30 protein-coding genes are annotated in these 23498 nt (G+C 71.3%); 24 read left to right on the forward strand and 6 right to left on the reverse strand.

The features are described from left to right. The first annotated feature begins 1 nt into the window (after window position 1). Entirely contained in the window at window positions 2-1771 is a 1770-nt protein-coding gene (gene selB / locus AB0B85_RS09550) for a selenocysteine-specific translation elongation factor (protein WP_357405392.1), read from the forward strand. A 15-nt stretch (window positions 1772-1786) separates the two neighbouring features. Here the strand turns inward: selB and AB0B85_RS09555 are convergent, their stop codons facing one another. Next, window positions 1787-2827, reverse strand: coding sequence for an NAD(P)-dependent alcohol dehydrogenase (locus AB0B85_RS09555; RefSeq protein WP_357405394.1), 1041 nt, complete (start codon window positions 2825-2827; stop codon window positions 1787-1789). Window positions 2828-2923: 96 nt separating this feature from the next. Here AB0B85_RS09555 and AB0B85_RS09560 point away from each other — a divergent pair, with 96 nt between their 5' ends. The 5 genes from AB0B85_RS09560 (at window position 2924) to AB0B85_RS09580 (ending at window position 6172) form a co-directional block, all read left to right on the forward strand. Then, window positions 2924-3532: a TetR family transcriptional regulator gene (locus AB0B85_RS09560; protein WP_357405396.1), complete on the forward strand. Its 609-nt coding sequence runs from the start codon at window positions 2924-2926 to the stop codon at window positions 3530-3532. A 55-nt stretch (window positions 3533-3587) separates the two neighbouring features. Next, window positions 3588-4319, forward strand: a complete 732-nt coding sequence (locus AB0B85_RS09565) for a hypothetical protein (RefSeq protein ID WP_357405398.1) — start codon at window positions 3588-3590, stop codon at window positions 4317-4319. Between the two features lie 39 nt (window positions 4320-4358). Beyond that, a complete protein-coding gene (locus AB0B85_RS09570; protein WP_088989536.1) occupies window positions 4359-4556 on the forward strand; it encodes a hypothetical protein in 198 nt (65 codons plus the stop codon). An 80-nt stretch (window positions 4557-4636) separates the two neighbouring features. Continuing rightward, the gene (locus tag AB0B85_RS09575) at window positions 4637-5914 is read left to right on the forward strand and encodes a hemolysin family protein (protein WP_357405400.1); all 1278 of its coding nucleotides are present in this window, start codon (window positions 4637-4639) and stop codon (window positions 5912-5914) included. Window positions 5915-5986: 72 nt separating this feature from the next. After that, window positions 5987-6172 (forward strand): hypothetical protein, encoded by a 186-nt coding sequence (locus AB0B85_RS09580; RefSeq protein ID WP_036410487.1) that lies wholly within the window; start codon window positions 5987-5989, stop codon window positions 6170-6172. Between the two features lie 4 nt (window positions 6173-6176). Here AB0B85_RS09580 and AB0B85_RS09585 read toward each other — a convergent pair whose 3' ends face one another. After that, window positions 6177-6827, reverse strand: coding sequence for a hypothetical protein (locus AB0B85_RS09585; protein ID WP_357405402.1), 651 nt, complete (start codon window positions 6825-6827; stop codon window positions 6177-6179). 133 nt (window positions 6828-6960) lie between these two features. Here AB0B85_RS09585 and AB0B85_RS09590 point away from each other — a divergent pair, with 133 nt between their 5' ends. Beyond that, entirely contained in the window at window positions 6961-7164 is a 204-nt protein-coding gene (locus AB0B85_RS09590) for a hypothetical protein (protein ID WP_357405404.1), read from the forward strand. A gap of 6 nt (window positions 7165-7170) precedes the next feature. On the opposite strand, the gene AB0B85_RS09595 is transcribed toward AB0B85_RS09590, so the two are convergent. The 3 genes from AB0B85_RS09595 to AB0B85_RS09605 form a co-directional block, all read right to left on the reverse strand. Then, window positions 7171-7647, reverse strand: coding sequence for a hypothetical protein (locus AB0B85_RS09595; RefSeq protein WP_357405406.1), 477 nt, complete (start codon window positions 7645-7647; stop codon window positions 7171-7173). After that, window positions 7644-7856 carry a phosphatidylethanolamine-binding protein gene (locus tag AB0B85_RS09600; protein ID WP_130401038.1) on the reverse strand — a complete coding sequence of 71 codons (213 nt, stop codon included), beginning with the start codon at window positions 7854-7856 and terminating at the stop codon, window positions 7644-7646. The genes AB0B85_RS09595 and AB0B85_RS09600 overlap by 4 nt, the downstream gene beginning before the upstream one ends. Window positions 7857-7929: 73 nt before the next feature. After that, window positions 7930-8811, reverse strand: coding sequence for a universal stress protein (locus tag AB0B85_RS09605; protein WP_357405409.1), 882 nt, complete (start codon window positions 8809-8811; stop codon window positions 7930-7932). 115 nt (window positions 8812-8926) lie between these two features. Here AB0B85_RS09605 and AB0B85_RS09610 point away from each other — a divergent pair, with 115 nt between their 5' ends. The 15 genes from AB0B85_RS09610 (at window position 8927) to AB0B85_RS09680 (ending at window position 20488) form a co-directional block, all read left to right on the forward strand. Next, entirely contained in the window at window positions 8927-9673 is a 747-nt protein-coding gene (locus tag AB0B85_RS09610; RefSeq protein WP_357405411.1) for an SAM-dependent methyltransferase, read from the forward strand. A gap of 71 nt (window positions 9674-9744) precedes the next feature. Continuing rightward, complete coding sequence (locus AB0B85_RS09615; protein WP_357405413.1) at window positions 9745-10923, forward strand: PP2C family protein-serine/threonine phosphatase; 1179 nt, start codon at window positions 9745-9747, stop codon at window positions 10921-10923. A gap of 56 nt (window positions 10924-10979) precedes the next feature. Beyond that, complete coding sequence (locus AB0B85_RS09620; RefSeq protein ID WP_357405415.1) at window positions 10980-11444, forward strand: MarR family transcriptional regulator; 465 nt, start codon at window positions 10980-10982, stop codon at window positions 11442-11444. A 289-nt stretch (window positions 11445-11733) separates the two neighbouring features. After that, on the forward strand, window positions 11734-12363 hold the full coding sequence (locus AB0B85_RS09625) for a CDP-alcohol phosphatidyltransferase family protein (RefSeq protein WP_357405417.1): 630 nt from the start codon (window positions 11734-11736) through the stop codon (window positions 12361-12363). Continuing rightward, window positions 12360-13304 (forward strand): DUF881 domain-containing protein, encoded by a 945-nt coding sequence (locus tag AB0B85_RS09630; RefSeq protein WP_357405419.1) that lies wholly within the window; start codon window positions 12360-12362, stop codon window positions 13302-13304. The genes AB0B85_RS09625 and AB0B85_RS09630 overlap by 4 nt, the downstream gene beginning before the upstream one ends. Continuing rightward, the gene (locus tag AB0B85_RS09635) at window positions 13301-13633 is read left to right on the forward strand and encodes a small basic family protein (RefSeq protein ID WP_030327710.1); all 333 of its coding nucleotides are present in this window, start codon (window positions 13301-13303) and stop codon (window positions 13631-13633) included. Before AB0B85_RS09630 ends, AB0B85_RS09635 begins: the two co-directional genes overlap by 4 nt. An 11-nt stretch (window positions 13634-13644) precedes the next feature. Then, window positions 13645-14655, forward strand: coding sequence for a DUF881 domain-containing protein (locus AB0B85_RS09640; RefSeq protein WP_357405421.1), 1011 nt, complete (start codon window positions 13645-13647; stop codon window positions 14653-14655). A 60-nt stretch (window positions 14656-14715) separates the two neighbouring features. Continuing rightward, complete coding sequence (gcvH, locus tag AB0B85_RS09645; RefSeq protein ID WP_357405423.1) at window positions 14716-15096, forward strand: glycine cleavage system protein GcvH; 381 nt, start codon at window positions 14716-14718, stop codon at window positions 15094-15096. Window positions 15097-15311: 215 nt separating this feature from the next. Then, window positions 15312-15764, forward strand: a complete 453-nt coding sequence (locus tag AB0B85_RS09650) for an FHA domain-containing protein (protein WP_007071101.1) — start codon at window positions 15312-15314, stop codon at window positions 15762-15764. A 50-nt stretch (window positions 15765-15814) separates the two neighbouring features. Continuing rightward, complete coding sequence (locus AB0B85_RS09655) at window positions 15815-16516, forward strand: MerR family transcriptional regulator (RefSeq protein ID WP_357405425.1); 702 nt, start codon at window positions 15815-15817, stop codon at window positions 16514-16516. Between the two features lie 185 nt (window positions 16517-16701). Then, entirely contained in the window at window positions 16702-17166 is a 465-nt protein-coding gene (locus AB0B85_RS09660; protein ID WP_030492026.1) for a bifunctional nuclease family protein, read from the forward strand. Between the two features lie 196 nt (window positions 17167-17362). Beyond that, window positions 17363-17959: a MerR family transcriptional regulator gene (locus tag AB0B85_RS09665; RefSeq protein ID WP_357405428.1), complete on the forward strand. Its 597-nt coding sequence runs from the start codon at window positions 17363-17365 to the stop codon at window positions 17957-17959. A 254-nt stretch (window positions 17960-18213) separates the two neighbouring features. Then, window positions 18214-18612 (forward strand): group 1 truncated hemoglobin, encoded by a 399-nt coding sequence (locus AB0B85_RS09670; protein ID WP_357405430.1) that lies wholly within the window; start codon window positions 18214-18216, stop codon window positions 18610-18612. A gap of 2 nt (window positions 18613-18614) precedes the next feature. After that, the gene (locus AB0B85_RS09675; protein ID WP_357405432.1) at window positions 18615-19796 is read left to right on the forward strand and encodes a globin domain-containing protein; all 1182 of its coding nucleotides are present in this window, start codon (window positions 18615-18617) and stop codon (window positions 19794-19796) included. Continuing rightward, the gene (locus AB0B85_RS09680) at window positions 19793-20488 is read left to right on the forward strand and encodes a cell division protein DivIVA (protein ID WP_357405434.1); all 696 of its coding nucleotides are present in this window, start codon (window positions 19793-19795) and stop codon (window positions 20486-20488) included. The genes AB0B85_RS09675 and AB0B85_RS09680 overlap by 4 nt, the downstream gene beginning before the upstream one ends. A gap of 141 nt (window positions 20489-20629) precedes the next feature. Here AB0B85_RS09680 and AB0B85_RS09685 read toward each other — a convergent pair whose 3' ends face one another. Further along, window positions 20630-21286, reverse strand: a complete 657-nt coding sequence (locus AB0B85_RS09685; RefSeq protein ID WP_357405436.1) for an NAD(P)H-binding protein — start codon at window positions 21284-21286, stop codon at window positions 20630-20632. Window positions 21287-21408: 122 nt separating this feature from the next. Between AB0B85_RS09685 and AB0B85_RS09690 the strand changes: the two genes are divergently transcribed. Both AB0B85_RS09690 and AB0B85_RS09695 read left to right on the forward strand, forming a co-directional pair. Continuing rightward, window positions 21409-22476: a MerR family transcriptional regulator gene (locus AB0B85_RS09690; protein WP_357405438.1), complete on the forward strand. Its 1068-nt coding sequence runs from the start codon at window positions 21409-21411 to the stop codon at window positions 22474-22476. 166 nt (window positions 22477-22642) lie between these two features. Further along, a complete protein-coding gene (locus AB0B85_RS09695) occupies window positions 22643-23494 on the forward strand; it encodes an NAD-dependent protein deacetylase (protein WP_357405440.1) in 852 nt (283 codons plus the stop codon). The last annotated feature ends 4 nt before the right edge of the window (window positions 23495-23498 follow it).

Consider the following 23498-nt stretch of genomic DNA (forward strand, 5'->3'; position numbering starts at 1 on the left):
CGTGTTCGTCGTCGCCACCGCCGGGCACGTCGACCACGGCAAGTCGACACTGGTCCGGGCGCTGACCGGGATGGAACCCGACAGGTGGGCCGAGGAACGCCGCCGGGGCATGACCATCGACCTGGGCTTCGCTTGGACGACGCTGCCCTCCGGCGGCACCGTCGCCTTCGTCGACGTACCCGGGCACGAGCGGTTCGTGCCGAACATGCTCGCCGGGGTCGGCCCGGTGCCGGCGGCGCTGATCGTGGTCGCGGCCGACGAGGGGTGGATGCCGCAGTCCGCCGAGCACCTGGCCGCGCTCGACGCGCTCGGCGTCGGGTACGGCCTGCTGGCGGTGACCCGCGCGGACCTGGCCGACCCCGGGCCGGCCACCGCCCACGCCCGCGCCGAGATCGCGGCGACCAGCCTCGGCGCGGTGCCGGCGGTCGCGGTCAGTGGCCTGACCGGCGCGGGTCTGCCGGAGCTGCGGGCCGCCCTGGACCGGCTGGCCGCCCGGGTGCCCGCACCCCTGCTCGACGACCCGGTGCGCCTCTGGGTCGACCGCAGCTTCACCGTGCGGGGCAGCGGCACAGTGGTCACCGGCACCCTCGGTGGCGGACGGTTGCGGGTGGGCGACGAGTTGGAGTTGGCCGGGGCCGACGACCCGGTCCGGGTTCGCGGCCTGCATGCCTTGGGCGAGGCCCGACCGGAGGTGACGGCGGTGGCCCGGGTGGCGGTCAACCTGCGGGGTACGCCGCGCGACCGGCTCGGCCGTGGCGACGCGCTGCTCACCCCGGGCCGGTTTCACAGCACCGACCTGGTCGACGTGCGGCTGACCGGCGATCCGGCAGCCGACCTGCCGGCCACCCTCACCCTGCACGTCGGGTCGGCGGCGGTGCCGGTACGGGTGCGCCCGCTCGGTGTGGACACCGCCCGGCTGCGCCTGTCCCGTCCGTTGCCGTTGCTGGTGGGTGACCGGGCGTTGCTGCGCGACCCGGGCCGTCACCACGTCAGCGGCGGGGTGCGGGTGCTGGATGTGGTGCCGCCACCGCTGGCCCGCCGGGGCGCCGCAGCCGCCCGTGCGGAGGTCCTGGACGAGCTGGACGGTCGTCCCGACCTGGCCGGGGAGCTGCGCCGCCGTCGGCTGGTCCGGGCCGGCGCGTTGATCAGGATGGGGGTGCCGGTGCACACCGCGCCGGTGGCCGGTGACTGGTTGGCCGATCCGGCGCACTGGCGGCGGCTCGGCGCGCAGGTGACCGAGGAGGTCACCCGTTACGCGCGGGAGCACCCGTTGGAGCCCGGGATGCCGGTGGACGCGCTGCGTCAGCGCCTCGCCCTGCCCGACCGGGTGCTTGTCGAGGCGTTGGTCCGGCCGCCGCTGCGGATCCGCGCCGGGCGGGTCGGCGCGGCGGACGTCGACGCGCTGCCGGAGCCGGTGGCCCGGGCCGTGCGGCGGGTCCGCGCCGAGTACGGCGACCGGCCGTTCCGGGCCCCCGAGGCGGACCGTCTCGTCGACCTTGGTCTGGGTCCACGGGAGATCGGCGCGGCGGTGCGGGCCGGTGCGTTGCTGCGGTTGGCCGACAACGTGGTGCTGTTGCCCGACGCGCTCGACGGCGCGGTCCGGGTGTTGGCCGGGCTGCCGCAGCCGTTCACGCTCTCCGCGGCCCGGCAGGCGTTGGACACCACCCGCCGGGTGGCGGTGCCCCTGCTGGAGTTGCTGGACCGGCGCGGCGCGACCCGCCGACTGCCCGACGACGCCCGGGTCGTCGTCACCTCCAGCGCCGCGCGGTGACCTGGCCAACCACTGTCAGTCCAGGTCGGACATGTCCAGCACGAAGCGGTAGCGGACGTCGTTTCGCCGCAGGCGGTCGAGTGCCGTGCCCACCTGCGCCGACGGAAGTACCTCGATGTCGGCGGTGATGCTGTGCTCGGCGCAGAACCGGAGCATCTCAGCTGTCGAGCGGCGGCCACCGCTCCCGGCCGAGCTGAGCTTCTTGCGGCCGACAAGCAGGTCGGTGGTCTCGACGGTCACCGGACCCAGGTATCCGAGCAGGCTGAGGGTGCCGTCCATCGCCACCAGACGCAGATACGGGGCAAGGTCGTGCGGTGCGGAGATGGTGTCGATGACGAGGTCGAAGGTGTCGCGTGCGGCAGCCGTCTGCTGAGGGTCGGTGGAGTCGACGAACCCGTGTGCGCCGAGCCGGCGGGCGTCGTCCCGCTTGTCCTGGCCGCGGCTGATCACGGTCGTGGTGGCGCCCAGTGCCACGGCCATCTTGACCGCGAGGTGGCCCAGGCCGCCGAGCCCGGCCACCGCGACGCGACTGTCCGGGCCGACGCGATGGGAGCGCAGGGGCTCCCAGACCGTGACGCCGGCGCACAGCAGCGGGGCGGCCGCGGCCGGGTCGAGGCCGGCGGGGAGCCGGTAGGCGAAGGTGTGCCGCACGACGTATTCGCGGGAGAAGCCGCCGAGGGTCGTCGACCCGTCGCGCCGGTCTCTGCCGCCGTAGGTGAGCGTCGGGAAGGAGTGGCAGAAGTTCTCCTGACCGGCCGTGCACATGGCGCAGTCGCCGCAGGAGTCGACGATGTTGCCCACCGCGACGCTGTCGCCGATCGAGAAGCTGGTCACCTCGGCGCCGGTGCCGATCACCACACCTGTGAACTCGTGCCCCGGCACCAGGGGTGCGTTGGTCCGCTGGTCGTAGTCGTGCAGGGCGTGCAGGTCGCTGTGGCAGACCCCGCAGTAGTCGACCCGTACCGCGATGTCGTCCGGGCGTAGGTCACGGCGTTCGATCGGGGTACGCCGCAGCGACGTGGGGCCGGTCGCTCGCCATCCGGTGGTCCTTCGCATGATCGACTCCCTTAAACAGACTGTTCGGTCTGTTGAAGCGTAGGTCGGACGGCGAGCCAAAGCAAACCAACCGTTCTGTTTTGCTACTGTGGGTGCATGCCGGAGCAGCCCCTGACCTCGCGAGGCGCCGCGACGTACCAGCGCATCCTGGACGCCGCCACCGAGGAGTTCGCCCAACACGGCATCGCCGGGGCACGCGTCGAACGCATAGTGACGGCGGCCCGCACCAACAAGGCGCAGCTCTACGCCTACTTCGGGGACAAGGAACGACTGTTCGACGCGATCTTCCTCAGCTCCCTGGAGCGCATCACCAACGTCGTGCCCATCGACGCCGACGATCTCGCGGACTGGGCCGTTCGCCTCTACGACGAATACCTGCGCCGACCCGACCTCATCCGGCTCGCGACCTGGACGCGGCTGGAGCGCCGGCCCGCTGGGCACCTCGTCGAGACCCACCAGCACTACGACGATCCCAAGCTCACTGCCATCGCCGAGGCCCAGGCCGCCGGGCGGATCCGTGGCGGTGACCCGTTCGACATCATGGCCCTGGTCATCGCGATGTCGATGGCCTGGTCACCGGTGAGCAACGTCTACGCGGCCAGCAGCCAGGAACCCGACGACGTGCATTCCCGACGTCGTGCCCTGCTTCGCGACTGCGTCCGACGGGCCACCGTGCCGACGGACCAGGATCAACCTGACCGCTGACCGCCGCTACCGAAGCGGGGCTGACACGTTTGCGCCGGGATGCGACGGTGGGCTGATGGTCGAGGTGTCCCGGTCCCGGTCGCGACCGTTCGGTGGTCGCGACGTCGTCTCGGTGGCGCTGGGCTGGGGCCTGCCGGTGCTGTGGGTGCTGTGGGCCGGCCTGGCGTGGTGGGTGGAGCCCCGCGAGTCGACCGAAGCGCAGCTCGACCGGGATCTCGCGGCTGGCCGGGTGGTGACCTATCAACGGGCGGACGGCTGGGCCGACGACGATGCGTACTGGGGTAGCCGCCCTGCTCTGCGGGCCGCAGAGCAGGGTTGGATGATCGCGTGGACGCTGCCCAACGGCCAGACCCGGTACGCCCCCGTCCCACCGCCCGACCCGCAGTCCCACCCCGCCCGGCCGGACCGGTCGGCGCAGACCGGTCCGGATGCGCGGCTCGCCGCCGTGGCCGACCCGTGGCACGCCGGCGAGGCGGCGCACCTGATCGCGAACACCGCGGGTCTGCTCGCCGGTGTGGTGACCCTGCTCTGGCTGGGTCGGTTGATCGGCGGGGCGCCACCGCTGGCCGGTACCCGATGGTTCTGGTTCTGGATCGGGCTGCTGCCGTTCGGCACGGGTGTGCTCGCCTGGACACACCGGGAGCTCTGGCGGCCACCGTCGGCGCCGGTCGCCGACCGGGGCTCGGGCTGGCGGGGCCTCGGCTGGTTGATCCTCGCCGCGGTTGGGATCGCCCTGCTGGTGTCCGTCGCGCGGGCCATTGTCGGAACGACCGTGGTGCCCGGCTAACCGGCCCCCGAGCCCGCGGTGGTCACCTACGGTGACGCCATGGACCCTTCCGCTGTCTGGCGGGACCGCCAGCACCAGTGGCGGATCGAGGCGTACCGCGCGCCGGACCTGCGCTTCGCCATCTACGCCACAAACGGGCCCACCGAGTCGGTGCCGCTGTGGTTGTTCGGGATGTCGGCGTTGGCCCGGTGGCTGATGACCCACTCCATCTCGCTCGACGACCTGGAGGTCGACTGAGCGGGGGCGCGGTGCTGAACCGGGCCCGGAGCCGGCCGTGCTGCGGTTGAGTGACAGCAGGTGGCGGACGGGGGTACGCGATGGGTGGTCAACTCGGGCAGTTGGCACTGGTGGCCGTCCTCGTGCTGGTCAACGCCGCGTTGTCCGGCAGTGAGATGGCGCTTGTGACGTTGCGCGAGGGGCAGTTACGGCGGCTGGGTCGGCGCAGCCGATCCGGGGACCGGTTGGTGCGGCTGTCCCGTGACCCGAACCGCTACCTGGCCACCATCCAACTCGGCATCACCCTGGCGGGATTCCTGGCGTCGGCGGCGGCCGCGGTGTCGCTGGCCGAGCCGCTGGTGGGCCCGTTGGGTTTCCTCGGCGGTGCGGCTCGCCCCGCGGCGGTGCTGCTGGTGACGGTGCTGTTGACGTTCGTCACGCTGGTGTTCGGCGAGTTGGCCCCGAAGCGGCTGGCCATGCAGCGGGCGGAGCGGTGGGCGCTGCTCAGCGCCGGCCCGCTGGATCTGCTCGCCCGGGTGTCCCGACCGGCGGTGTGGCTGCTCAGTCGGGCCACCGACACTGTCGTCCGGCTCGCCGGGGGTGACCCGCGGGCCAACCGGGAGGAGATGACCGAGGAGGAGTTGCGGGAGATGCTGGCCAGCCAGCGCGGGCTCTCCGCCCAGCAGCGGGAGATCCTGACCGGCGCGTTCGACATCGCCGGTCGCACCCTGCGCGAGATCCTGGTGGCCCGGCGGGAGGTGACGACGCTGCCGGCCGGCCTCCGCGCCGACGAGGGGGTGCGCCGGCTCGCCTCCGCCGGGCGGTCCCGCGCCCCGGTCACCGGCCCCGGCGGGTTGGACGAGGTGCTCGGTGTGGTGCACATCCGCGACCTGGTGCAGGCCGGCGCCGCCCCGGTGGGCGAGCGGGTCCGGCCGCCGCTGCTGCTGCCGGTCACCCTGCCGGTCGCCGACGCGATGCGGCAGCTGCGCCAGCAACACCAGCAACTGGCACTGGTGGTCGACGAGCACGGCGGCATCGACGGCATGGTCACCATGGAGGACCTGCTGGCCGAGGTGGTCGGTGAGTTGTACGACGAGACCGACCGGGACGTGCGCGGTGTCGTCCGGGAGTCGGACGGGTCCCTGCTGGTGCCCGGTGACTTCCCGCTGCACGACCTGCCCGATCTGGGGGTGCGGTTGAGTTTCCCGCTGTCGCGCGACTACACGACGGTGGCGGGGTTGGTGCTGGCCCGGTTGCGGCACCTGCCCGGTGAGCCGGGGGAGACGGTGCGCCTGCCCGGGTTGACCCTGGAGGTCGTGGAGGTCGCCGACCGGGCCGTGCGTCGGGTGCGGTTGCGCGGGTTCGTCAGCGACAGGTGACAGTCACCCGAGATGGCGACAAATTCCACGAATACCGCACAAAGCCCAGCGGGTCCGTTTAGCGTGCGATACGTGAAGGACCGAGGGTTGCGTACGTTCGTCACGGTGCTGGCCGGCCTCGCGGTGATCTACTTCGGTAGCGCCGGCCGCAGCCCCGAGGAGGGCCGCGGCATCTCCGGCGGGGTGGTGGTCCTGGCGCTGCTCGCCGCCCTGCTGGTGTGGCACCTGACCCGGCCGGGAGACAAGACGGTGAAGTGAGCCCTCAGCGGGCGGCCACGCGGGCGATCTCGCCCGCCGACTCCTCGCCGAGCGCCACCCGTACCAGCGCCGAGGCGAGCCGCCCGAAGTCCGGTTCGTCGACCAGCCCGGCCAACCGGTCCGGGGAAACCGGCAGACCCAGCCGCTCAGCCCCGGACAGGGCCCGACGGTCGGCGTACGGGCGCAGGTCCGACCAGACCGTCTGCGCCTCGCGCAGGTAGATGTCCGCGCCGGTGGGGCCGATGCCGGGGAACTCGGTGAGGCGTCGACGCAGCCCGGTGGGGTCGCCCGTGGCCTCGCGGTGCAGTCGGCGCAGGTCACCGTGCCAACGGTCCAGGCACAGCCGGGCACCGGTGCCGAGCATGGTGGCGGTCCGCTCGTCGTAGCGGCGGTAGTGGCCCCGGCCCAGCGCGTCCACGCGCTCCTGCCAGCTGGCCGCCTCCATCGCCTGGGGCGTACGGTAGCCCGCCGCGAACAGCTCCCGCGCGGCGTCCACCGCCACGCACGCCCGGATCCGGGTGCTCAGCAGGGTGGCCAGCACCAGCAGTTGGTACAGCGGCCCGGGCCGGTCGGCGAGCCGGATGCCGGCCTCCTCCGCGTAGGTGCGGCCCCGCCGGTCCAGGAGGACCCGCACCACAGTTCGATAGTTGCCCACACCAACGGGTACCCGATCCGGGCGCGGCTAGCCGTCGTGCCGACGAGCGGGGTCCGGAATGCCATCGGAGCGGACGGGTATGCCGACGGTCGGGGTGGTCGATGCCGCCCGCCGTACCCGGAGGGAGACACCAGTGGTCAACCCGCAGCAGGAAGAGTTCCGGCGTAACGCCAAGGGCGCCACCAGCCAGGACAGCAAGGGGCCCCAGCCGAGCGGGCACCCGCTCAACCGTGGCTCGTCGCGCGGCGACGAGGGCCGGCCGGTGCCCAGGGGGCAGGTGTCGCCGTACGGCCCGGCCGGTGAACCGGTGGCCGAGGACGACAGCGACACCCGCTGACGGCCCCTAGCGACCGCGATCTGACGGCCGCCGCAACCTGTTCCAGGTGGCGGCGGCCGTCAGCCCGTAGGCCAGGTGCGGGATGATGTCGGAGATCCAGTCGGAGCGCCGCCAGGTGCGCGGATCGCTGATCCCGAGCGCGGTGATCGACCCGTCGGTCATGGTCATCACTCCGGCGCCGAGCAGGCCGGTGGCCAGCGGCAGTGGTTGGCGCCGACCACCGGCGTAGAGCGCGAACGCGACGCCCGCGGCGATGCCCAGCCCGTAGCCGATAAGCGGGCCCAGGCCCGAGCGGCGGTTCGCCGCCCGGGCCCCGGACCCCAGGTTGACGTGCGCGATCCCGGCCAACCGGTCGACGGTCTCCTGCGGGACGTCGCTCTCCGGCCGTCCCCGCAGGGCCACGTCGAGGAAGCTGACCACGTTCAGCGCGGTGCTGCCGACGGCGCCCGCGATGGCGCCGTCGGCCACGTCGACCCTCCTCACTTCGGGTCGCCCGGTTCGCGCTCGCTCTTGGGGCCGTAGGTGCGCTCACCGCGCACCACGCCGCGCTGGCCACGGTCCTCCTGGAGAATCCGGTTGGCGACCTGATTGGCCTTGCCGTCGGGCACCCGACGTCCGGCGTCGTCGATCGCGTTGCGCAGCCGCGCCCGCTGCTTGTCGTAGGCGTTGCTGCCCGGCCGTGGTCCTGGCATCTGGTGCCTCCTTCGTCGGCGGTCTGGGCGTACGGCGACCGTCTACCCGTCTGGCTGCCGGTGAACCTCCGCGCTAGTGGGGGGCACGGACCACGGCGACCGGGCACTGCGCGTGGTGCAGCATCGACTGGCTCACCGACCCCAGCAGCAACCCGCTCACCTCGCCGCGCCCCTGCCCGCCCACCACCGCCAGTTGCGCGGCGCCGGACGCCTCGGCAAGCACGGCGCCGGGGCGACCGCGGACCGCGCGGCAGGTCAACCGCAGCTTCCGGTGCTGCCCGGTCAGGCCGGTCAACCACTCGGCGAGCATCCGTTCCTGCTCACCGTGCAGCTTCGCCTCGTCGTACACGAGGGGTTGCATGTCGCCCGGACCGCTGCTGCCCGGGTGCCGGTAGGCGTGCACCGCCACCAGCGGCACGCCGCGCGACACGGCGGTCTCGGCCGCGAAGTCGGCCGCCAGCCGGGCGGCCGGCGAGCCGTCCACCGCGACCAGCACCGGCTCGTCGGGTCGGTGCTCGCCGCGGACCACCAGCACCGGGCAGTCGGCGTACGCGGCGACCTGCACCGCGACCGAGCCGACCACGAGTGCCGAGAAACCGCCCAGTCCCCGGTCGCCGAGCACGATGAGCGCGGCGGTGGGGGACTCACCGACCAGCACCGCTGCCGCCTCACCGTCGATGATCTCTCCGGAGATCGGCAGTCCCGGGACTGTCGCCTCGGCCTCGGCCACCGCGGCCTGGACGAGCTCCTCGGCCCGGTGGCGCAGCCCACCCCCGGGCGGCGCGTCCGGGGCGGGGGAGACCGGCACGTGCAGCAGCGGCCAGATGAACCCGTGCACGATGCGCAGGGGCCGGTGTCGACGCGCCGCCTCGGTGGCGGCGAGGCGGACGGCGCGCAGGGACGGTTGTGAGCCGTCCACGCCGACCACCACCGCCGCGCTGTTCGCCGAGTTCACCGCGTACCTCCCGCTCGGGGCCAGTATCGCGGGCGGGACGTCTCCGCGTCGCGATACCGCTGAGCACGTCGGGGTCGGTACGCTGGCGGCGACCGGTCCGGAGGGAGGATTGTCGATGGGTGAACCGGACCAGCCGAGCACCGGCCGCATGATCGACTTTTGGCTCGGTGGGGAGCACCACTTCCCGGTCGACGTGGCCGCCGCCAGCGCGTTCGAGCAGGCGTACGGGCCGTGCGCGCCGGTGTTCCGGGAGCTGCGGGCGTTCCTGGGCCGGGCGGTGCGGGCCATGGTCGCCCACGGCGTGGACGGTTTCCTGGTGTTCGGCGCCGGGGTGCCGACGATGGGCAACGTGCACGAGGTCGCGGTGGACGCGACTGTGCTCTACACCGACGTCGACCCGGTGACCATCCGGATGGGGCAGAGCATCCTCGCCGGCAGTGACCGGGCCGGCTACGGCTTCGGTGACGCGACAGACATCGGTACGATCGACCCGGCCCAGCTGCACCGTTTCGTGCCGGGCTGGGGCCGCCGACCGGTCGGGGTGGTCTTTCTCGGGCTCGCGGCGTTCCTCGACGACGCCACGGTGACCCACACGCTCGACGAGCTGTATTCGGGCGCGGCGCCGGGCAGCCTGCTGGTGGTGGACTTCGACACCGAGGAGTTGGCGGGTCACCCGCAGGCGCTGGCGATGATGGGGCCACAGTTCCGGATGCGCCAGCCGGCGGCGTTCGCGCCGCTGTTGGGCCGTTGGGCGCCGACGGCGGACGGGATCGTGCCGGTCGCGCACTGGCGGCCGGAGGGTCCGCCGGCGCGGGTGCCCGACGCGTTCCACGGCGTGCTCGCGACCCGTGGTGACGACTGACCGCGGAGCGTCGCGGTCCCGGGGTGTCCGTATGATGCTTGCCCTATAGCAAGCTTCTGGAGAGGACGACCATGGTGGACCCGCCGGACGTGGTGTCGCGTGCGCTGCGTGAGGCCCCGCCCGACCAGTTGGCCGAGGCGGCGGACCAGGCCATCCGCGCGACGCTTGGCGCGTTACGCACCGACGTCTTCGTCGCCGACTACCGGATCAGCGGACTCTGGCCGGTGCTGGATCCGGACCTGCCGGCAGCCGGGTTCCTGGCCTGTCACACAGTGGCGCAGCGGTGCTTCAGCAGCCAGCAACCGGTACGCGACGCCGCCGACGAGGGCCCCTGCCGGCTCTACCTGCCGCTGACGCTGTGGGGGGAGCGGCTGGGCGTGCTGATGATCGAGCTGCCGGCCGTACCGAATCCGAGCGTCACCGGCCATGCGACGGACATCGCCGGGGCGCTCGCGGTGGCGATGCGCGCGGCGGATCGGGGGACCGACAGGTACCGGCGGGCCCGTCGCCGGGAGCGACTGACGATGGCCGCCGAGATGCAGTGGGACCTGTTGCCCGGTCGCAGCGTGGCGCACCACGCGTTCCAGCTGGCCGGGCAGTTGGAGCCGGCGTACACAGTGGGCGGGGACCACTTCGACTGGTCGCTGGACGGCGACCGGCTCACCGTGACGGTGCTCAACGGCGAGGGCAGTGGGCTGGCCGCGTCGATGCTCACCGCCGTCACTGTCAACGCGATGCGCAACGCGCGTCGCTCCGGTGGCGGCCTTGTGGAGCAGGCCGAGCTGGCCTCGGACACGGTCTTCTATCAGCACCGGGGCGGCCGGTACGTGGCCACCCTGCTGCTCGATGTCGACACCCGCACCGGTGCGGTCCGGGCGGTCGACGCGGGTTCCCCGCACCTGCTGCGGATGCGCGGGCCCACGGTGGAGCCGCTGAAGTTGGATCAGCAGTTGCCGTTGGGGATGTTCGCGGAGACCCGCTACGAGGTGCAGGAGTTGCACCTGGAGCCGGGTGACCGCCTCTTCGTGGTCAGCGACGGGGTGTGGGCCGCGAAGCCGCCGGGGCAGGAACCGTACGGGGATCGGGTGATGGCGCGTTCGCTGCGCGCCACGCGGTTGCAGCCGGCAGCCGAGGCGGTTGGTACGGTAATGCGCGAACTGCGCGCCTACCACGCGGATTCCGACCTCCGCGACGACGCCGTCGTGGTGTGTCTGGACTGGCACGGTCCGCGTGGACGGGGTAGCGGGTGAGGGTGGCCGCCGCTTCGTCCGGCGGGCACCAGCGCGACGACGGCAGGGGACATCGGGTGGAGCGACCTGGGGATCTCGCCACGGCGATCACCGCGGCTGCCGGGACACTGATCGCCGTGCTCGACTCGTCCGCGGCGGGGCATCAGGTGCCGCCCACCCAGTTGCGGGTGTTGGCGCTGATCAGCAGCCGATCGGAGACGAACGTCAACGGGTTGGCGGAGCTGCTGGACGTGGTGCCGTCGTCGGCTAGTCGCCTCTGTGACCGGCTGGAGGCGACCGGGCTGTTGCGCCGGGTGGCCGATCCCCGCGACCGGCGTGAGGTGCGGTTGGTGCCCACCCCGGCGGCGTTGACGCTGCTGGGGGAGTTGGCCGAGCGGCGGCGTCGGGCGGTGCAGTCGGTGCTGGACCGGATGCCGGCGCGGACGCAGCACGATCTGTTGCTGGCGCTTGTCGCGTTCGGCCGGGCAGCGACCCAGTCGGTGCCGGAGCAACAGGTCGATCCGGCGGTGCAGACGGCCTGAGCGCCGCCACACCCACTAGTATCCTAGGACGCTCTACGCGTGGTGATCCACGCCACAGTGCGGCACAGCCGCACCGAGTCGGCCACGGCGGCACCCGGCCAGCCGGGGCAGGCCCGATATAGTGACAGCGCACTTACCCGGCCCGTGATCTTCGAGATCGCGGGCCGGCTCAGGGATGAGGCCCCATCCGGGGCCGCAGGGGGGAGCCGGCGCAGGCCGGCCCGACAGCGCGTACGACCCTCCGCCGCGCCAGACGTCGGCCGGGGGTCCGTGCCGTGGAGGAGGATCGGTGTCGCGTCCGGCTCGGGCAGAGCAACCGCGGGACACCGGTGACCAGGCTCCCGGCAACCAGGTGCTCACCCTGCCCAACCTGATCAGCTTCGTGCGGCTGCTGGGCGTACCCCTCTTCCTCTACCTGTTCCTGGTCGAGCGGGCCGACGTGGCGGCGATCGTGGTGCTGGCCATCGGCGGCACCACGGACTGGGTGGACGGCTGGATCGCCCGCCGCCTGCACCAGGTGAGCCGACTCGGGGAGTTGCTCGATCCGTTCGCCGACCGGCTCTACATCCTCGCCACCCTGGTCGCCTTCACCGTTCGGGAGGTGGTGCCGTGGCAGTTCACCGTGGCGCTGTTGGCCCGCGAGGTGCTGCTGCTCGGCTCGCTAGCAGTGCTGCGCCGCTACGGGTACGGGCCGCCGCCGGTGCACTACGTGGGTAAGACGGCCACGTTCCTGCTGCTGGCGGCGTTCCCGGTGCTGCTGTTGGCGAGCGAGTGGAGCGCGGCGGCGACGGCGACGGCCGCGATCGGCTGGGCGTTGGCCTGGTGGGGGTTGGTGCTCTACTGGGTGGCCGGCGGGATGTACGTGGTGCAGGCGGCCCGGCTGGTGCGCGCGGCGCGCGGTCCGGGATCGGCGGCATGAGCGCGCCGCAGCCGGGCAAGCCCCGTCCGGATCGGGTGTACGCGCCGGATTTCCTCACCGAGCTGTTCCGTAACCCGCTCGATCCGGGTTACGCGGATGCTGCTGCTGCCCGTCGGCGCTCGGCGAGCCCCGGGTCGGCCCGGGGGTGGCGGGCCTGGCCGGCGCGGTCGGTCAGTGTGGTCGTGGTGGTGCTGCTCGGGTTCCTGTTCGCTGTCGCGTACCGGCAGACGATGGCCGACGAGCCGGGGCGGGCCCAGGCCCGTTCCGGTCTGGTGGCGCAGATCAAGGAGCGGGAGGCTCAGACCGACCGGATGTCCACCCGCGCCGACCAGCTGCGCGAGGAGGTCAGTCGGCAGCGGGACGCGGCGTTGAGCGGGTCGGCCGCGGCGCGGCTGCGGGACCAGGAGGCGAGCACCGGCCTGGGTCGGGTGCGCGGTGACGGCGTGGTGGTGCGGTTGGCGGACGGGCCGGGTAACGCGGATGCGGTGACGGGTGCTGGCGCGGGGCCGTCGCGGGTGTTGTACAGCGATCTGCAGGGCGTGGCGAACGCGTTGTGGAGTGCCGGTGCGGAGGCGATCGCGATCAATGGGCAGCGGTTGACCTCGACGTCGACGATCCGGACGGCGGGTGACGCGATCCTTGTGGATTTCCGGCCGGTGATGGGGCCGTACGAGGTGTCGGCAGTGGGGCCGGGTTCGATGCGGCGTCGGTACGAGGACAGCCGGAACGCGGATGTGATGCGGGAGGTCGCGCAGAAGACGGGGTTGTCGTTCGCTGTGCGGCAGTCTGATGACCTCACCTTGCCGGCGGCTCCGGAGCCGCAGCTACGCTACGCCAAGCCGTTGGTCAGTCCGAGCCCTTCCGCGTCGGGTGTCCGGTCCGGCAGTCCTGGGTCGTCCGGTCCGACGACGACCGTTAGCCCTTCCGGAGGTGGCCGATGATCGCGGTGCTGGCGTTGCTTGCCGGTGTGGTGCTGGGTGTGTGGCTTGATCCCACGGTGCCGGCGGCGTTGCAGCCGTACCTGCCGATCGCGGTGGTGGCCGCGTTGGACGCGGTGTTCGGTGGGGTGCGGGCCCGGTTGGACCGCATCTTCGACGACAAGCAGTTCGTGGTGTCGTTCATCTCGAACGTGCTGGTCGCTGGTCTGATCGTGTATCTGGGTGACCAGCTCGGGGTGGGTGGGCAGTTGTCCACGGGGGTGGTCGTCGTGTTGGGTGTCCGCATCTTCGGCAATGTGGCGGCGATCCGTCGGCACCTGTTCCGGGCGTAGGTTTGACAGCGATGAGTGACGAGCAGAGCGACACGGGGACCGGGTGGCCGCAGCCGGGTGGGCCGACGCGCCCGGGTGGGCCGGCGGGTGAGCCGGATCCGCGGCCGGACGCGCCGGATCCGGACGAGCTGAGCCCGTTGGCGTCGCCGGAGCCGGCGCCGCCGCAGCGGCCGGACGACGCGGACGAGCCAGTGGTGGAGCCGGTCGACGATGGTGCGACGGTGGACCTGAACGCGGTGTCGCGGTCGGGGGAGCCGGTGGCGGGTTCCGACGGGTTGGCCGAGCCGGCCGGGGAGTCGGTGCTGCGGCAGGTGGTGACGGGTCGGTTCCGGTGGAGTACGGCCGGTGTGATGATCGTGGCGTTGTTGGTGTTGCTTGGTTTCACGTTGGTCGTGCAGTTGAAGACGACGTCGACGGATCCGACGTTGGGGGCGACGCGCCAGGAGGACCTGGTGCGGATCCTGTCGGATCTGGATGCTCGGGAGAGTCGTCTTCAGCAGGACATTCGTGCCCTGGAGGACAGTCAGCGGCAGTTGCACTCGGGTGAGCAGGGTCGTCAGGCGGCGTTGGACGAGGCGACGCGGCGGGCGGACGAGTTGGGCATCCTGGCGGGGACGTTGCCGGCGGTGGGGCCGGGGTTGACTGTGCAGTTCGAGGCGGACGTCAAGCCGATCACGGCGACCCGGGTGTTGGACGCGGTGCAGGAGTTGCGGGGTGCGGGCGCGGAGGCGATGCAGATCGCCGGTGGTGATCGGGCGACGGTGCGGATCATCGCGTCGACGTACTTCCTCGATGGGGACAACGGGTCGTTGATGGTGGAGGGGCGTCGGTTGACGGGGCCGTACACGATCACGGTGATCGGTGATCCGGCGACGATGCGTACGGCGTTGAACATTCCTGGTGGGGTGGTGGCGTCGGTCCGGGGTGTCGGCGGTAACGTGACGTTTGGGGAGCGTGAGGTTGCCGAGGTTTCGGCGCTGCACGAGCCGATCAAGTTGGAACACGCCCGTCCGGTCTCCTGACCGGCGCGGCCGCGCCGGGCCCGGGTGGTCCGGGGCACCGATGGATGAAGGACGCGTCTGGTGATTCCTGAGGATTTGCGATACACCGCCGAGCATGAGTGGGTGGCGGGTGACGGCACGGGTGTGATCCGGGTCGGTATCACGCAGTTCGCGCAGGACGCGCTGGGTGACATCGTGTATGTGCAGCTGCCCGAGGCGGGTGCTGTGGTCGCGGCTGGTGATTCGTTGGGCGAGATCGAGTCGACGAAGAGTGTGTCGGAGATCTACGCGCCGGTCGCCGGTACGGTGGTGGCGTCCAACGAGGCGTTGGGTGACACGCCGGAGCTGATCAACACTGATCCGTACGGTGCGGGTTGGTTGGTGGAGATCACGCCGAACGATCCGACGGCGACGGATGGGTTGCTGACGGCGGCCGCTTATCAGAAGATCACCGAAGGCTGAGTGTGCGTGATCCGGTGCGTGGGCTGTGTGCGCGCGTCCGGTTGCCCTGCATTTCGGCGCTGGCTAGGCTCGCCCAGTCGACCGAGAACCCAAATAGTTGAGCGTTGCGGAATTGCCTTCCCGGGCACGGGGAGCCAGCCGCCGGGTGTTCAAGTGCCCGGCGGCCAGACCCGCCATTACCCGACGCCGACCGAACAGATCCGTGAGGTGGTCCCATGACGCGGCCAGACGACGAGTTCCCCCCGCTCGACGTCACTTCGACGCTCAATCTCGGTTCGCTCGACGAAGTGCTGGAAGGGCCGGATACCGATGTGGTGCCGAGCCGGATGTCCGGCTCGTTGCCGCCGGGTATGGCGCTGCTGGTGGTTCGTCGAGGCCCGAATGCGGGTGCCCGGTTCCTGTTGGACCACGATGTGACGACGAGTGGCCGGCATCCGGACAGTGACATCTTCCTCGATGACGTGACGGTGTCGCGTCGGCACGCGGAGTTCCACCGGGACGGTGGGACGTTCACGGTGCGGGACGTGGGTAGCCTGAATGGCACGTACGTCAATCGTGAGCGGGTTGAGGCGGCCACGTTGAGCAATGGTGACGAGGTTCAGATCGGTAAGTTCCGGGTGGTGTTCATCGCCGGTCCGCGCCCGGAGGAGGAGGCCGGCCGGGGGTGAACGAGCCTGCGGCCTCCACGTCACCCGGAGCGGCTCGGTCTGAGCCGCTGATGAGCATCGGTGAGGTGCTTGGGCAGTTGCGGGTGGATTTTCCGGACACCACGATTTCGAAGCTGCGGTTTCTTGAGGCTGAGGGCCTGGTCGAGCCGCAGCGGACGGCGGCGGGTTACCGGAAGTACAGCTGGGACGATGTGGCGCGGTTGCGGTTCGTGTTGACCGCGCAGCGGGACAAGTACCTGCCGTTGCGGGTGATCCGTGAGCAGTTGGCCCAGTGGGATTCGTCTGGTGAGCAGCCGGGGCGGTCGCGGCCGGCGTTGGTGGCGGTTGGTCCCGATGGTGCGGTGCCGGGTCGTGAGTCGGTGGAGCCGGCCGAGTCGTCGCAGGTGCGGCTCGGCCGGGCGGATCTGGTGGCGCGCAGTGGGATCGACGAGTCGACGCTTGTGGAGTTGGAGCGGCTCGGTGTGCTGGTGTCGGATCCGCCGGGGTGGTATGACGCGGATGCGTTGATCATCGCTTCGGCGGTGGCGGGGTTGGCGTCGTACGGGTTGGAGCCGCGGCATCTGCGGGGTTACCGGACGGCGGCGGATCGCGAGGTTGGTTTGTTCGCCCAGTTGGTGGCGCCGTTGGCGCGGCAGAGTGATCCGGGGGCGCGGGCTCGGGCGGCGGAGACGGCGCGTGAGTTGGTGGCGTTGTCGGAGCAGTTGCACGCGGCGTTGGTGCGGGTGGGTCTGCGTTCGACGTTGGGTCGGTGAGGGTGCCCGGCGGGTGGTGGCTGAGCGGAAAGATCTCTTCCGGGAAGCGTGCCGTAGGCTTGCCGGGGTAACCCCTTTCTGGCGCGGGCGTGGTGCGGTAGCGCACGGGACGACCGTGTCGCGGTCCGTGTACCGTGCAGGGAAGGGCGCGGTGCGGCGTAGGTGACAACGACACGGAGGCGGCGGTGCGCGAGCTGAGCGTGGTCGGAGTTCGGGTGGAGTTGCCTAGCAACCAGCCGATCGTCCTGCTCAGGGAGGTCGAGGGGGACCGCTATCTGCCGATCTGGATCGGCGCGGTCGAGGCCACGGCTATCGCTTATGAGCAGCAGGGGGTCAAGCCGGCCCGGCCGTTGACGCATGATCTTCTGCGGGATGTGTTGGCGGCGTTGAAGGCGCCCTTGCAGGCGGTGGAGATCACCGAGCTCAAGGAGAACGTGTTCTACGCGGATCTGTTGATCGGTGATGGGGTGCGGGTGTCGGCGCGTCCGAGCGATTCGATCGCGTTGGCGTTGCGTGTCGGTGCGCCGATTCGTTGTGCTGAGCAGGTCCTCAGTGAGGCGGGGATCGTCATTCCTGATGAGCAGGAGGACGAGGTGGAGAAGTTCCGGGAGTTCCTGGATCAGGTGCGTCCGGAGGATTTCGCGGGCTGAGGTGGCCGTGGGCTGTGCTCCCGGGTGTCGGGGTGGGTGATTCCCGGTCCGGTTGATGATCTTTCTCGGTGGCTGCGCGGCGTGTCGTGTCGGTTCCTCCGTGGTAACCCCTGAAGGTGGCTATAGGGTTGCCGTGTCGAGGGGTGCGCGTCGGAGGAAACGGCGTGTTGCCGCACTGACGGGGGAGGTTGTCCGGATGCACGAGCCGCGGGATCCCGAGCCAGGTGGGGAGTTCGACGAGTCGGGTGCCTCGTCGCCAGGAGTGGCGATTGAGGGTGACGGTTCGGTCGGCTACCGGGGTGTGACGGCCTGCCACGCGGTGGGCATCAGTTACCGGCAGTTGGATTACTGGGCGCGGACGGCGCTTGTGGTGCCGAGTGTGCGGGACGCCTCTGGTTCGGGGACGCAGCGGTTGTATTCGTTCCGGGATCTGGTGGTGTTGAAGGTCGTGAAGCGGTTGTTGGATGCGGGGGTGTCCCTGCAGAACATCCGTAAGGCGATCGAGGCGCTGCGGTCGCGTGGTGTGGAGGATCTGGCCGGGATCACGTTGATCTCTGATGGGACGACGGTGTATGAGTGCCGTTCCCCGGAGGAGGTGGTCGACCTGTTGCAGGGTGGTCAGGGTGTCTTCGGGATCGCGATCGGTGGGGCGTTCAAGGAGATCCAGGGGTCGTTGTCGCATCTGCCGGCGGAGCCGGCGATGAGCGCTCCGGCGGAGCCGGCGGTGGCGTCGGGGTCGGATCCGGTGGGTGACGAGTTGGCGGCGCGGCGGGCGCGGCGGCGGGCCGGCTGAGCGCGGCGCGTTCCGGGTTTTTCGGTTGATTTTTTGGCAACAATTCGTGACGTTGAGTGACGTCGGTGGATGGGTTGGCTCCACTGTGGACACACTGGGTGTCGTTCCCGTTGCCGATTGTGGATCTACCCGTGGGTAGTGGTGACGCTGCGTTCCGAGTCATTGTCGGGAAGGCAATCGGGAGGCAATGACCGCCGCCGATTGACACGCTATGGTCCGTCACGGTTATCGACCCTTCCCCCGGAGGAACGACCGTGACGGTTACCGAAGAGGCTGCCCCGAAGTCGCACTACGACCGCATTGGTGGTGCCAGCTCGGTCAAGGCGGCTGTGGAGCTGTTCTACGACAAGGTGTTGGCCGACCCGGCCTTGGCGGGCTATTTCGCCGAGGTGGAGATGGTCGGTCAGCGGCGGCACCTGACGTTGATGTTGGCCACCGTGCTTGGTGGTCCGAACGAGTACACCGGTCGTGGGTTGGCCGAGGCGCATCAGCCGTTGGACATTCCGGTGGAGCACTACGCGAAGGTGGGCGAGCACCTCCTGGCGACGCTCACCGAGCTGGGTGTGCCGGCGGACATCCTGGCCGATGTGCGCACGGTGTTGGGTCAGGTGCAGGACCAGGTGGTGGCCTCCGGAGACCGGTCGGGCGCCTGAGCGTGGACGCGGCCCAACTCAAGCAGAGCTGGTCGGTGGTCGCCGAGCACGGTGATCAGGTGCCGCTCTATTTCTACTCGTCGTTGTTCCTCGCTCATCCTGAGACGCGGCAGATGTTCCCGACGAACATGGCCGGGCAGCGGGACCGTCTGGTGACCGCGTTGGGGCACATCGTGTCCAACGTGGACCAGGTGGACCGGCTTGTGGGTTTTCTGCAGGATCTCGGTGCGGACCACCGCAAGTTCGCGGTACGCGCGGAGCACTACCCGGCCGTCGGTGAGGCGCTGTTGGCGACGTTGCAGCATTTCCTCGCCGCGCGGTGGACCGACGAGTTGGCCGCGGACTGGGCGGCCGCGTACGGGTTGGTGGCGCAGGTGATGACCGAGGCCGCGCAGGCCGCCGAGGCGGTGAACCCGCCGTGGTGGGTGGCGGAGATCGTGGCGCACGAGCGGCGGGCGTTCGACGTGGCGGTGTTGACGGTGCGCCCGCAGTATCTGTTGCCGTTCACCGCGGGTCAGTCGATCGGGGTGTCGCATCCGTCGGTGCGTTCGTGGCGGTACTACTCGCCGGCGAACGCGCCGCGTGCGGACGGCACGCTTGAGTTTCATGTGCGGGCGGCGCCGGGTGGTGCGGTGTCGTCGCGGCTGGTCTACGGGTCGGCGGTGGGGGATCGGATCCACCTGGCGGCGCCGGTCGGGGAGCGGCTGGGGTTGTGGTCGGCGGGTTCCAGTGATCTGTTGCTGCTTGTCGCGGGGACCGGTTGGGCGCCGGTGAAGGCGCTTGTGGAGCAGGTGGCGGCGGAGGGGTCCCGCCGGCGGGTGGATCTGTACGTGGGGGCCCGTTCCCGTAGTGAGCTGTACGACAGCGATGCGATCGACAAGTTGGCGTCGTCGTATCCGTGGTTGACGGTGACCTATGTGGTGGGTGCCGATGTGAACCGGCCGGGGGAGTTCGCGCACGCTGTGGATCGGGCGTTGGCCGACGGTGACTGGCGGTCCCGGCACGTGTTCGTGTGTGGGTCGGACGAGATGGTGTCGTACGCGGTGCGGGCGTTGCTGCAGGCGGGTTTCCACGCGGGTCAGGTGCACCACGAGGGTCTGGGTGAGCAGTGGTATGGCCCGGCGTGGCGGATGGCGGTGCAGCAGTCGCCTGTCGGTGACGTTTCGGGAGGTGGGCACAGGTGAGCGCGACCCCGATCAGCCGGTACGACGGGATGCAGGCGTCCGGCGCGGTGCAGGTGCGGATGACCGCGGACCGGGTTCGGCGGTGGCAGTTCGGGGCGGCGTCGTTCGCGCGGCGCGGCTACGACAACGCCGACGTGGACCGGTTCCGGATGCAGATCGCTGACGAGTTGGATGTGTTGGCGACGCAACTCGCGACGTTGCGGGCGGAGAACGAGCGGCTGACCGACCGGGTGGAGCTGCACCGGCACGGGGTGATCCCGAGCACGGGGGCGGCGGGTAAGGCTCCGGCGGCGCGGGAGGTGAATCTGCTGTCCGCGGCGCAGCGGGAGGCGGAGCAGATCATCGCGCAGGCGCATGACTACGCGCGGCGGGTCGCCGAGTACGCCCGGGTGCAGTACGAGAGTTACCTGCGGGCGGCGGAGGCGGAGGCGAAGCAGGAGGCGGAGCGGGCCGTGGCGGAGTACCGCAGCGCGGCGGGGTCGAGCTTCGACGACACGGTCGCCACCCGGGAGGCGTTGCGGATCTTCGGGGAGATGATGGTGTCGCACATGCAGGCGGCGGCGCGGCATCTCGATGATGGCAGCGAGCAGTTGGCCCGGACGATGGATCGGATCGCGGCGGAGACGCCGGGGGCGCCGTTCGTCGGCGGTGTGGTGGGTCAGCCGGCGTTGTCGCGCCACCAGCAGCGGTGAGCCACCCGGGTGGGGCGGGTTCCCCGTCCGGGGTGTTCAGCTGAGGTGTTGTTCGAGGTGGAGGCTCACCTGGTCGCCGCGTTGCTCTTGCCGATGGTCGTGCGCAGGGGGGCGCGGATGGGCAGCCAGTGGGGGGGCGGGTCAGGTCGTGACGGCGTGGACGGCGTCGTCGATCGGGGTGGGCCCGCCGACGAGTTCCAGGGTCGCGCCGGCGGTGCCGGGTTCGTCGAGTAGGGCGACGAGGACGTGGGCGACGTCGGCGCGGCTGATCGCGCCCCGGTCGGCGTGGCGGGTGAGGGTGACCCGGCCGGTTGGCGCATCGTCGGTGAGCCGCCCGGGGCGTAGCACCGTCCAGGCCAGGTCGCGGCCGCGCAGGTCGTCCTCGGCGGCCTTCTTCGCCCGCAGGTACGCCGCCCACACGTCGTCGGTGCCGGCGGAGGGTGGGGCGTCCACGCCCATCGAGGAGACCAGCAGGTAGCGGTGGACACCGGCGAGGGTGGCGGCGTCGGCGAGCAGGGCGGCGGCGCCCCGGTCGACCGTGTCCTTGCGGGCGGTGCCGCTGCCGGGGCCGGCACCCGCGGCGAAGACCACGGCGTCGGCGTCGGTGAGGTGCGCGGCGAGCGCCGTGGCGTCGGCGTGTTCCAGGTCGCAGACGACGGGGGTGGCGCCGGCGGCGCGTAGCGCGGCGGCCTGCGCGGGGTTGCGGATCAGCCCGACGGCGGTGTCACCGCGTCCGGCGAGGTGGCGTTGCAGCAGTAGGGCGATCTTGCCGTGGCCTCCGGCGATGACGACACGCATGGGCCCAACCTACCGGCGGTGCGGGTGGTGGCGGGGACAGCAGCGGGCTTGACCTTGACCTTCGGGGAAGGCCCAGCCTGGTGTGTGCCGGTCACGGTGACCGGCGCGAGGAGGATGTCGACGTGGAGTTGCTGACCATCGGGGCGTTCGCGCAGGCGGCGAGGCTGACGCCGAAGGCGCTGCGGCTGTACGACCAGGTGGGGCTCCTGCTGCCGGCGGCGGTCGATCCCGAGTCCGGTTACCGGCTCTACGACCCTGACCAGTTGCCGTTGGCGCGGCTGGTCGCCCACCTGCGGCGCATCGGCATGCCGCTGGCGACGATCCGCGTCGTCTGTGGCTTGGAGCCGGCGGAGGCGGCGGAGGCGATCGCCGCGTACTGGCAGCAGGTCACCGCCGACACCGCGGCTCGGGCGCGGCTCGCCACCCTCCTCGTGGACCACCTGTCGGAAGGGGGCATCACCATGTCTGAGGCGAAACCCACACTCACCGTCCGCTACGCCGTTGGTTGTGAGACCGGGTCCGTGCGCGACAGCAACGAGGATGCCGCGTACGCCAGCGGGCGGCTGTTGGCGGTCGCGGACGGTATGCGCGGCCCCGGCGGCGCTGCCGCCAGCGCTGCCGTGATCGAGGCGCTGCGGCCGTTGGAACTGGTCGACGTCCCGGCCGCTGAGTTGCTGACGATGCTCGCCGGTGCGGTCGCCGACGCCGAGCGTGCGGTGCGGGGGTTGGAGACCGATGAGGACCAGCCGGTCACCACGCTGACCGCGTTGCTGTTCAGTGGTTCCCACCTGGCCGTGGTGCATGTCGGTGACACCCGGGCGTATCTGCTGCGCGGTGGCGAGTTGTCGCTGCTCACCCAGGATCACACCTGGGTGCAGGCCCAGGTGGAGCAGGGCCGGCTCGACCGGGACGAGGCCGCCGCGCATCCGCAGCGCGCTGTGCTGGTACGCGCTCTCGGTGGCGGCCAGCCGGTCGAGGCCGATCTCGCGCTGCGTACCGCCCGGCCCGGTGATCGGTACCTGCTGTGCTCCGACGGACTGTCCGCCGTCGTCGACAGTGCCGATGTGCGGTCGACGCTGGGCGCGGCAACCGATCCCGGGCAGGCGGTGCGGGCGTTGATCGGTCTGGCGGAGGCCGCGGGAGCGCCGGACAACATCGCCTGCGTCGTCGCCGACACCGTCGGCGCGTAACGCGCGACACCCGAGGCCGTCGGCGCGCAGGGCGTGACGCGCAGCGGCCGTCGGCGGGCAGCGCGTGACACCCCGACCCGACGCCGAACCCCCGACCGGCGGGCGCGAAGAGCTGCGGGTGGCCGGGGGTTCGGCGTCGGCGGGTGGGTTGAGGCAGCATGGATGGGTGACGGAGAGCCTCGACGCGTTGACCGCACTGCTGGCCGGGGGTGGGGTGGTGGTGCTCAGCGGTGCCGGCCTGTCCACCGAGTCGGGCATCCCGGATTACCGGGGGCCCAGCGGGGTGGCGCGGCGGCACACCCCGATGACGTTCCAGGCGTTCACCCGGGATCCCTTCGCGCGGCGGCGCTACTGGGCGCGTAGTCACCTGGGGTGGCGGTTGATCGCGGGGGCGGCGCCGAACGCCGGGCACCGGGCGGTGGCGGAGTTGCAGCACGCCGGTCTGGTCGACACGGTGATCACCCAGAACGTCGACGGTCTGCACGGTGCGGCCGGCAGCACGTCGGTGATCGAGTTGCATGGTCGCCTCGACGAGGTGACCTGCCTGGACTGCGGCAACCTGACCTCCCGGGAGGAGTTGGACCGGCGACTACGCGAGGCCAACCCGGACTTCGTGGCGCAGGTCGCCGCGGTGAACCCGGACGGTGATGTCGATCTCCCCGACGAGCAGGTGGCGGCGTTCCGGACTGTGGATTGTGCGATCTGCGGCACCGGGATGCTGAAACCGGACGTGGTGTTCTTCGGGGAGACGGTGCCGCCGCAACGGGTGCAGCGCTGCTTCGCGGCCGTGCAGCAGGCCCGGTCGTTGCTGGTGCTCGGGTCGTCGTTGACGGTGATGTCCGGGCGCCGTTTCGTGATTCGGGCCGCGAAACTGGGCATTCCGGTCGCCATTGTCAACCAGGGGTTGACCCGAGGTGACGGCTACGCCACCGTCTGCGTCGACGCTCCGCTGGGCGCGTTGTTGCCCGAGCTGGCCGCGCGGGTCGCCGGTCACGCGGCGACGGCGCTGCGCGTGTGACGGC

It is taken from the genome of Micromonospora sp. NPDC049044 (assembly GCF_040649215.1).
GTDB lineage: Bacteria > Actinomycetota > Actinomycetes > Mycobacteriales > Micromonosporaceae > Micromonospora.

What these genes read in the sequence shown, in the direction of transcription:
- AB0B85_RS09635 (WP_030327710.1), top strand. Translation starts at nt 13,301, where the DNA reads ATGATCGCGGTGCTGGCGTTGCTTGCCGGTGTGGTGCTGGGTGTGTGG.
- AB0B85_RS09560 (WP_357405396.1), top strand. Translation starts at nt 2,924, where the DNA reads ATGCCGGAGCAGCCCCTGACCTCGCGAGGCGCCGCGACGTACCAGCGC.
- AB0B85_RS09565 (WP_357405398.1), top strand. Translation starts at nt 3,588, where the DNA reads ATGGTCGAGGTGTCCCGGTCCCGGTCGCGACCGTTCGGTGGTCGCGAC.
- AB0B85_RS09555 (WP_357405394.1), bottom strand. Translation starts at nt 2,827, where the DNA reads ATGCGAAGGACCACCGGATGGCGAGCGACCGGCCCCACGTCGCTGCGG.
- AB0B85_RS09685 (WP_357405436.1), bottom strand. Translation starts at nt 21,286, where the DNA reads ATGCGTGTCGTCATCGCCGGAGGCCACGGCAAGATCGCCCTACTGCTG.
- AB0B85_RS09640 (WP_357405421.1), top strand. Translation starts at nt 13,645, where the DNA reads ATGAGTGACGAGCAGAGCGACACGGGGACCGGGTGGCCGCAGCCGGGT.
- AB0B85_RS09570 (WP_088989536.1), top strand. Translation starts at nt 4,359, where the DNA reads ATGGACCCTTCCGCTGTCTGGCGGGACCGCCAGCACCAGTGGCGGATC.
- AB0B85_RS09615 (WP_357405413.1), top strand. Translation starts at nt 9,745, where the DNA reads ATGGTGGACCCGCCGGACGTGGTGTCGCGTGCGCTGCGTGAGGCCCCG.
- AB0B85_RS09655 (WP_357405425.1), top strand. Translation starts at nt 15,815, where the DNA reads ATGAGCATCGGTGAGGTGCTTGGGCAGTTGCGGGTGGATTTTCCGGAC.
- AB0B85_RS09665 (WP_357405428.1), top strand. Translation starts at nt 17,363, where the DNA reads ATGCACGAGCCGCGGGATCCCGAGCCAGGTGGGGAGTTCGACGAGTCG.
- AB0B85_RS09575 (WP_357405400.1), top strand. Translation starts at nt 4,637, where the DNA reads ATGGGTGGTCAACTCGGGCAGTTGGCACTGGTGGCCGTCCTCGTGCTG.
- AB0B85_RS09600 (WP_130401038.1), bottom strand. Translation starts at nt 7,856, where the DNA reads ATGCCAGGACCACGGCCGGGCAGCAACGCCTACGACAAGCAGCGGGCG.
- AB0B85_RS09630 (WP_357405419.1), top strand. Translation starts at nt 12,360, where the DNA reads ATGAGCGCGCCGCAGCCGGGCAAGCCCCGTCCGGATCGGGTGTACGCG.
- AB0B85_RS09610 (WP_357405411.1), top strand. Translation starts at nt 8,927, where the DNA reads ATGGGTGAACCGGACCAGCCGAGCACCGGCCGCATGATCGACTTTTGG.
- AB0B85_RS09650 (WP_007071101.1), top strand. Translation starts at nt 15,312, where the DNA reads ATGACGCGGCCAGACGACGAGTTCCCCCCGCTCGACGTCACTTCGACG.